This window comes from Nocardia sp. CY15 (assembly GCF_009829295.1).
GTDB lineage: Bacteria > Actinomycetota > Actinomycetes > Mycobacteriales > Mycobacteriaceae > Nocardia > Nocardia sputi.
Window position 1 is genome coordinate 44,757 of sequence record NZ_VUOT01000040.1, and the last position, 6,946, is coordinate 51,702.

Below are 6,946 nucleotides of genomic sequence, written 5' to 3' on the forward strand. Positions count from 1 at the left end.
ACAGAGTCTACTGGAGTGGATACAGTGTGCCCATGAACGGGCACGCTGTATCCACTGATGTTCTGATCGCCGGCGGCGGATCCGTTGGGCTGATGCTCGCGGTGCTGTTGCGCCACCACGGTGTCAAGCCCCTCGTCGTCGAGGAGAAGCCGGAGCTGTCGCCCCACCCCAGGGCCACCGGCATCGGGTCGCGGACGGTGGAGATCCTGCGCGAGGTCGGCCTGGAGCAAGCGGTCGACGAGGCCGCGGTCGACTTGCGGGCGGGAAAGATCAGAGGGCGCACACTCGCCGAGGCCGACTTCACCGAAAGCGCAGAGTGGAAGACGGAAACCGCGGACGAACTCACCTACACGCCGGCCCGGATCCGCGGCACCTGCCCACAGAACCGGCTCGACCGCGTGCTGATCACCAAGGCCGGCGACGTGGAGTTCGGCGTGGCGCTCGACTCGTTCGAGCAGGACTCCGGCGGCGTCACGGCGACTCTGTCCGATGGGCGTACCGTGCGGGCGCGATATCTGGTGGCGGCCGACGGAGTGCGCAGCCGGGTTCGGCAGGTCCTCGGCATCGGCCTCACCGGTCCCGGTGTGATCGGTGAGGAGACGACGAGTGTTCTGTTCGGCGCTGATCTGCGTCCGCGCAAGTCGTTCGCGATGTGCGATATCGAGCATCCCGACGCGACCGGCCTGCTGGTGACCGTCGACGGCGAACGCGAGTGGGTGTTCCTCACCCGTCTCGACACGGAGCCGACTCCCGACCTCATCCGCACCGCGCTCGGCGACCCGTCGATCGAGGTGGAGATCCGCAGTGTGCTGCGGTTCCGGGGACGCGGCCAGGTGGCCGATCGGCTCTCCGTCGGGCGGGTCTTCCTGGTGGGCGACGCGGCGCACGCGATCCCCCCACTGGGCGCGTTCGGGTTGAACGCCGGCGTCGCCGACGCGCACAATCTGGCGTGGAAGCTCGCGCACGTGCTGCGCGGTGAAGCCGGACCCGAGCTGCTGGAGACTTATCACGCGGAACGCCATCCGGTGGCGCTCATGACGATGGAGCAGGCGCGCCTGCGGTTCGACGATCCGTCCCTGCACTGGGGAAAGGACATGGCGCAGGCGCGCAAGGCAGCGGGGGTGATCAACGCGCCGGTGGTGCACATGGGATACCGGTACGGCGGCGCGGAGCTCCCCTCCACCGAGGACGTCGCCCTCGACCTCGACGGAGCGCCGGGGTCCCGCCTGCCGCACATGTGGGTGGCCGACGGGGTGTCCACGCTGGATCTCGTCGGATCGCAGTGGTGCGTGCTCACGGCCGATCCCGACGTGGAGGCCGACGTTCCGGTGCACCTCGTGGATGGCTGGCCGTACGGGACGGTGCTGGTCCGCCCCGACGGGTTCGTGAGCCGTTCGTACCGATAGCTCGTTGGGATCGGTCGCAACCGGTCGGATGACGTTCGTGCGCTGCGAGATAGTGGGTCCAGTCGCGGGCTGCGAGCGATCTCCAGCGCACCGCGGTGGAGATGTGGAAGTTGGCGGTGTGCGGCAGAAGCGGCCCTGGGAGCTCGCTGGCCAGTTCGATCAGCACACTGTTGCGATGCGCGCGCACGCTGATTCCATGGGCGTTGAGCCTGGTCGTGAGCGTGCCAGCCGCGATCGGCGCGTCGACGGTGCGGGTACCGGGGAACAAGAACTGCCGCGGTGCAGCGGGCCCGGCGCGTCGAGGTCTGCGAGCCGGCGTGCGCAGCATCTGCGCCAGCGGTGGTGGCAGCAGCACCGGATGCCGGTCGAGGTCGAGAAAAGGAATCGGCGCCGATGTCGAGGATGTCCTCGGTGCTCCGGCGGTGGATTCGCGTCACTGGCAAGCCGTAGAGCAGTACCAGCGCTCCGGCAGCCCGGACATCCAGTGGCACAACGGAGTTCGGGTCGAACAGTGATTGCAGTGCTTGGCGATGGCTATCGGCGTCGATCGTGATCAACGGTAACGGTGAGGTCTGCTGGTGGACGCGCAGCCCCCTGGTGAGCTTGTGTGTCCGAGTCCAGGCGATGAACCCTGCGATACGCACGGCACGATCGGGGGTGCCTGCGACCCAGCGATCCAGCCATGCCTGAGCGAGATCACCGAGTTCACGGGCGTCGTCGGCGAGGTCGGTGAGCAGGGGCGATGGCGGTACGGATGATGCGGCGATCCCGTTCGGCTGGGTACAGGAGCATCCACGGCGACTTCCGGTGCGTCCTTTCCTGTTCTCCTCCGTCTGTCCTGGTACCCATCCCCACGAAGCCAGGAGTCACCATGACCCACCCGAATGAATTCCAGTCCTCGGCGGCAGAACGCATGGACGCATCACGGCAGTCTGCGGCACCGGCGTGTTGCAGCACCGAACGGCAGACCACGTGCTGCGATGCCAGCGACAAGGCGAGGTGCTGCGCTCCGGCGGCCACGGCAGGCAGCGGCTGCGGCTGCCAGTAGCCCCTCATCCGGCACGGTGCGGTGCGCGCCTCGTATGGCTCGCACCGCGCCTTTGTCCGATCGTGGTGATCCAGCGGCTGACCGGCGGGGCGTTGCTGAACCGGTGTGCCGGTCTACGGGGCGGAGGGTGGTGTGGCACCACAGCCGCAGCCCCCGTCGCTGCTGGCCGCGCCGCCACATGCTCCGTCGCGGGGCTGGTAGTCGTGCACGTGGCCGGTGCGGTCCTGGCTGATCTGACAGCAGGCACGCAATCGCGCCTGCAGGGCGGCGCGTCCGCGTTGCACGCGAGATTTCATCCCGGAGACCGAGATACCCGCCTCACCGGCAGCCGCGGCATGCGTGCGCGCATCGAGGTCGACCATCTTCACCGCCGCGGCCTGCTCGGCGGGCAGCCCGGCAAGCATCGGCACCAGACACGAGGCGAGTTCTTTCTCCGCCGCCGCGTCGCTCTCGAGTTCATCCCCGTGCGCGGAGGGGTTGTCCGGGACGGCGTCGACGGGTAACTCGCGGCGATGGGCCGCGGAACGGTAGTAGTCGGTGATCGCGTTGCGGGTGATGGCATACATCCAGCCAAGCAGCCGGCCCTGCTCGCGCAGATCGTCCAAGCTTCTGGCCATCCGCAGGAACACGATCGACAAGATGTCATCGGCGTCTTCCGGGCGTGAGACACGGCGGGCGATGAAGGCCCGCAGGTCGCCGGAAAAGCGGCGCCACAGCTGGTCGAGATCGCCAGGATGCGGCTGTGGTGTGGTCGCGGTGGTGGCCGTTGGCTGGCTCATGATCGGGGTTCCTCTCCCTCTCCAGCATCCTCGCCTGCCGTCGTGGTGGCGAGCCTTGATTCCTCAGCACAGATACCGACGGCGCTGACCGCGATCGGACGCATCCGTGCGTCCCGATCCGGAGTGTCACGTCTGTATGGGTGTCGAAGTCGATATCGGATCTCTGGTTCGACAGACCCCGTCAGCGCGGGGAGGAGGTGAGAGCGATGCTGACGACACATCTGCTGTCGGATCTGACCGACGAAGAGGTCGATCTGATCGTGGCCGAGGAACTGCATCTGCTCGACGCCACCACATGAGCGCCATCGACGCCTGTAGCGGGCGTATCCGCTGAAACAGCAGCCCACCTGTGCCCGTACGGTAGGTGGATCTCGACGCCGCTGATCGTTGCATCCCGACGTCGCATCGAACTGCGAGATTTGATATCGGTGAACTCTGAGATCCCCGCAGCCATGACCGGGAGGCCCCAGTGCGGGGCGTTAACGTCTCACCGTGTGAGCGAGGCGGTTGAGGACCCGGCAGCATCGACGTCATCGGCCGCAGCGCGGCGCGATGCGCTGCTGCTGGTGTTCGGCTCGGGTGCGGTGATCGGCGTCCTGGGCGGTTTGATCGGGATCGGTGGCGGGGAGTTCCGGTTGCCGCTGCTGGTCGGGCTGTTCGGATTCGCGGCCTGCACGCGGTGATCCTTAGCAAGGCGACGAGCTTGATCGTCGTACTCACCGCGCTCCTGGCTCGGCTGACCGCCTCACCCTACGACGAGCTCAGCCAGCACTGGACGATTGCGGCCAACCTGCTGATCAACAGCCTCGCCGGGGCCTGGCTCGGGGCCGACTGGGCGACAACGCTTCATTCGCGCACCCATCGCCGCAGCCCTGGCAATCAGTCACTTGGGCCAGGTCGGAACTCTCGCACTGCCGACGGCGGCGCGGGTTGGCGGCGCGGCACTGGCCGGTGTCTGCATCGGGATCGTGGCCGCGTTGATGGGTGTAGCCGGCGGGGAGCTGCTGATCCCGACGATCGTGCTGCTGTTCGGAGTCGACATCAAAGTCGCCGGAGCTGATCGCTGATGGTCTCGCTGCCAACAATGCTGGTCGCGTTCGCCCGCTCCAGCCGGGACCAGAGCTTCCAGATCCTGCGCGCCGACATCGGATTCGTCCTCGTCATGGCCGCCGGGTCGATCACGGGACCATCATCGGTGGGCTGTTGCTCGGCGTCGTCCCCAGCGCCGCGCTCATCCCGATTCTGATCGCGCTGCTGCTCGCCTCCGCGGTCAAGGTCTGGCGCCACCAGTGGTACCGGAACGCGTGAGGTCGGAATTCGCCGAGCGGACTTACCCTCTCGCCTCGCCTCGTCGTCGCCGAGTTCCAGCATGAACGACATCCGAAATCCGCTGAAACAACCAGCCCTACCCCTTTCGCGAGGTAGGGACATGGGAGTGGTCTTCAGCGAGCGCTCGCCGGCCGAAGCAGACGCGTCAGAACGGGGATGATGGTGACCGCGGCCCACAGTCCCGTCGCCGCGACCAGGGCGGTGGCTGTGTCGGCGACGGTGGCGGTGCCGAGCACGTGCCCGCGCAGGGCGTCGGTGGCGTGTGCGACCGGATTCACCGTCGCGATGGCCTGCATCCAGCCGGGCATGGTCTGGATAGGCGCGAACGCGCTCGAGACGAACATCAGCGGCATCATCACCATCATTCCGGCGAACTGGACCACGTCCGGGCGGCGTAGCCGGTCCCCGATCAGCCCGAACAGGGCGCTCATCGCTCCCGCTAGCACGACCAGGACCATCACCGCGGCGACGGCATCGATCGCGTTGCCGTGGAAGTCGAAACCCAACAGGACGGCGGCGATCCCGAGCAGCGCGGCTCGCGCGAGGGTGAACACGGCCTCGTTGATGGTGCGCGCCATCCCGGGCAACGTCGCTCGCATCGGCAGGGCCGCGAAGCGGTCGTGCATGCCGTTGGTGTGATCGATCGCGGCGGAGACTCCGGCGTTGGTGCCGGCCATCACCGTGGAGACCGCGAGCATGGCCGGGGTCAGGAAGTCGATGTAGCTGACCCCGGCCGGGAAGCCGGGCCCGGCGGCGACGCTGCGGAACACCTGGCTGAACAGCACGAGCATCGCCATCGGCATGGTCAGCGAGAACATCAGCAACTGCGGGACACGGGCGCTGGTGCGCAGGTTCCGCACAGTCAGTGCGGCGAGCTGGTCTCCGATCGGGGAACGCCCGATCGCGGTCGTCGTGGTGGTCATCGGTGGGCTCCTGTGGTGTGGGCGAGGTGAGTGAAGACGTCATCGAGGCTCGGGGAAGTCACATCCAGGTCGGTGACCTCGATACCGTCGCGGTGCAGGTCGGCAACCAGCGCGGTCGCGGTGGGGGCGTCATCAACGGTGACCGACACCCGCACCCGGGTGCCGTCGACTCGCTCGGTGTCCGGGGTGAAGGGCAGGTCCGCGATCTGCCGGGCGGGGACGGTGGCGTGCAGGACCTTGCCGCCGACGATCCGCTTCAACTGGGCAGGGGTGCCTCGGGCCGCGACCCGGCCACGGCTGAGGACCACGATCTGGTCGGCGAGCCGGTCGGCTTCCTCGAGGTATTGGGTAGTGAGCACCACGGTGGTGCCCGCGGTGGTGAGCTCCTCGACGACGTCCCATAGTCCGGCACGGGCCAGGGGGTCCAAACCGGTGGTCGGCTCATCGAGGAACAGTACCGACGGGTCGCCGACGAGGCTTGCGGCCAGATCGACACGGCGGCGGGAGCCGCCGGAGAGTTCCCCGACCCGCCGGGCCGAGTACTCACCCAGCCCGAGCCGGTCGATCAGCGCGTCGGCACGTGTACGGGCGGTGCGGCGCAACCCGTTCAGGCGGCCGATCAGCTCCAAATTCTCCCGGGCGGTGAGGAATGCGTCGAGTCCGGCATATTGACCGGTCACCCCGATGCGTCGGCGAACCTCGGTGGCATCGGCGATCACGTCCAGACCGGCGATCTGCACGCGGCCGACGGTGGGCCGCACCAGAGTGGTGAGGGCGCGGATCAGGGTGGTCTTGCCGGCGCCGTTGTGGCCGAGCACCCCGAGCGTCGTCCCAGCAGCGACTTCCAGGTCGACACCGTCGAGCGCCCAGGTTCTGCCGTAGGCGACGTGCAGATCCTCGACCACGACCGCCGGGGCGGTCATCGCACACCCCCGACGCGGTCAGCGAGGTCGTTGAACAGGTGAATGGTCATCGAAAAGGTTCCTCTCTAAAGAAGTGCTCTCACACCCGGGCGGATGCGAGTCCGCTTCCTCAGACGAACCAACCGCGAGATGGACGCAACGACCGCCGGTGAGGGCCGGCCGGTCAGGTGAGCACTGGTATCTCTGGACGCAGGCGGCGATCCGAACAGCGGCCAGCAGGGTAGACCAGATGTCATCTGGCTTAGGGGCCGTGCAAATGGGCGGTGTGCTGAAACCCTGTAACCGGGCCGTTGTAGTGCGGTAGTGGCTTACCTGCCTACGGTGTAGACCAGCCCGACACCCGGCCGACTCACCTCCCCGATGTTCCGAAGGTGCGGCATCGGGGCTGGATCGTCGGTGGGCCCTGAGAGTTGTCGCGTCCGGCTGAATACTGACCCTCTGGTTCCGGGTGAATGTTGACCCACCCGTGAACGATCATGAGGTGCTGAACGTGGAGGACTGGGCGGAGATCCGCCGGTTGCATCGCTCGGAGGGGATG

The 6,946-nt window shown here is 67.5% G+C and carries 7 protein-coding genes; 3 read left to right on the plus strand and 4 right to left on the minus strand.

What is annotated here, in order from left to right; translation table 11 throughout:
* Positions 1–32 precede the first annotated feature (32 nt).
* The gene (locus GVY39_RS29655) at positions 33–1,406 is read left to right on the plus strand and encodes an FAD-dependent monooxygenase (protein WP_159930219.1); all 1,374 of its coding nucleotides are present in this window, start codon (positions 33–35) and stop codon (positions 1,404–1,406) included.
* A gap of 1,161 nt (positions 1,407–2,567) precedes the next feature.
* Here the strand turns inward: GVY39_RS29655 and GVY39_RS29660 are convergent.
* Positions 2,568–3,233 carry a sigma-70 family RNA polymerase sigma factor gene (locus tag GVY39_RS29660; RefSeq protein ID WP_159930220.1) on the minus strand — a complete coding sequence of 222 codons (666 nt, stop codon included), beginning with the start codon at positions 3,231–3,233 and terminating at the stop codon, positions 2,568–2,570.
* Positions 3,234–3,727: 494 nt separating this feature from the next.
* Here GVY39_RS29660 and GVY39_RS34100 point away from each other — a divergent pair, with 494 nt between their 5' ends.
* Together GVY39_RS34100 and GVY39_RS34105 are read left to right on the plus strand one after the other, a co-directional pair.
* A complete protein-coding gene (locus GVY39_RS34100; RefSeq protein ID WP_201295390.1) occupies positions 3,728–3,916 on the plus strand; it encodes a hypothetical protein in 189 nt (62 codons plus the stop codon).
* 204 nt (positions 3,917–4,120) lie between these two features.
* Positions 4,121–4,300 (plus strand): hypothetical protein, encoded by a 180-nt coding sequence (locus GVY39_RS34105; RefSeq protein ID WP_201295391.1) that lies wholly within the window; start codon positions 4,121–4,123, stop codon positions 4,298–4,300.
* Here the strand turns inward: GVY39_RS34105 and GVY39_RS34110 are convergent.
* From GVY39_RS34110 to GVY39_RS29675, 3 genes are all read right to left on the minus strand, one after another.
* On the minus strand, positions 4,275–4,604 hold the full coding sequence (locus GVY39_RS34110) for a hypothetical protein (RefSeq protein WP_201295392.1): 330 nt from the start codon (positions 4,602–4,604) through the stop codon (positions 4,275–4,277). The genes GVY39_RS34105 and GVY39_RS34110 overlap by 26 nt on opposite strands.
* A 71-nt stretch (positions 4,605–4,675) precedes the next feature.
* On the minus strand, positions 4,676–5,485 hold the full coding sequence (locus GVY39_RS29670; protein WP_159930221.1) for an ABC transporter permease: 810 nt from the start codon (positions 5,483–5,485) through the stop codon (positions 4,676–4,678).
* Positions 5,482–6,408: an ATP-binding cassette domain-containing protein gene (locus tag GVY39_RS29675; RefSeq protein ID WP_159930222.1), complete on the minus strand. Its 927-nt coding sequence runs from the start codon at positions 6,406–6,408 to the stop codon at positions 5,482–5,484. Before GVY39_RS29675 ends, GVY39_RS29670 begins: the two co-directional genes overlap by 4 nt.
* Positions 6,409–6,946 lie beyond the last annotated feature (538 nt).

Bases quoted from the DNA above. Each gene is read 5' to 3' on its own strand.
- GVY39_RS29655 (WP_159930219.1), top strand. From the start codon at position 33: ATGAACGGGCACGCTGTATCCACTGATGTTCTGATCGCCGGCGGCGGA.
- GVY39_RS29660 (WP_159930220.1), bottom strand. From the start codon at position 3,233: ATGAGCCAGCCAACGGCCACCACCGCGACCACACCACAGCCGCATCCT.
- GVY39_RS34110 (WP_201295392.1), bottom strand. From the start codon at position 4,604: ATGCTGGAACTCGGCGACGACGAGGCGAGGCGAGAGGGTAAGTCCGCT.
- GVY39_RS29670 (WP_159930221.1), bottom strand. From the start codon at position 5,485: ATGACCACCACGACGACCGCGATCGGGCGTTCCCCGATCGGAGACCAG.
- GVY39_RS29675 (WP_159930222.1), bottom strand. From the start codon at position 6,408: ATGACCGCCCCGGCGGTCGTGGTCGAGGATCTGCACGTCGCCTACGGC.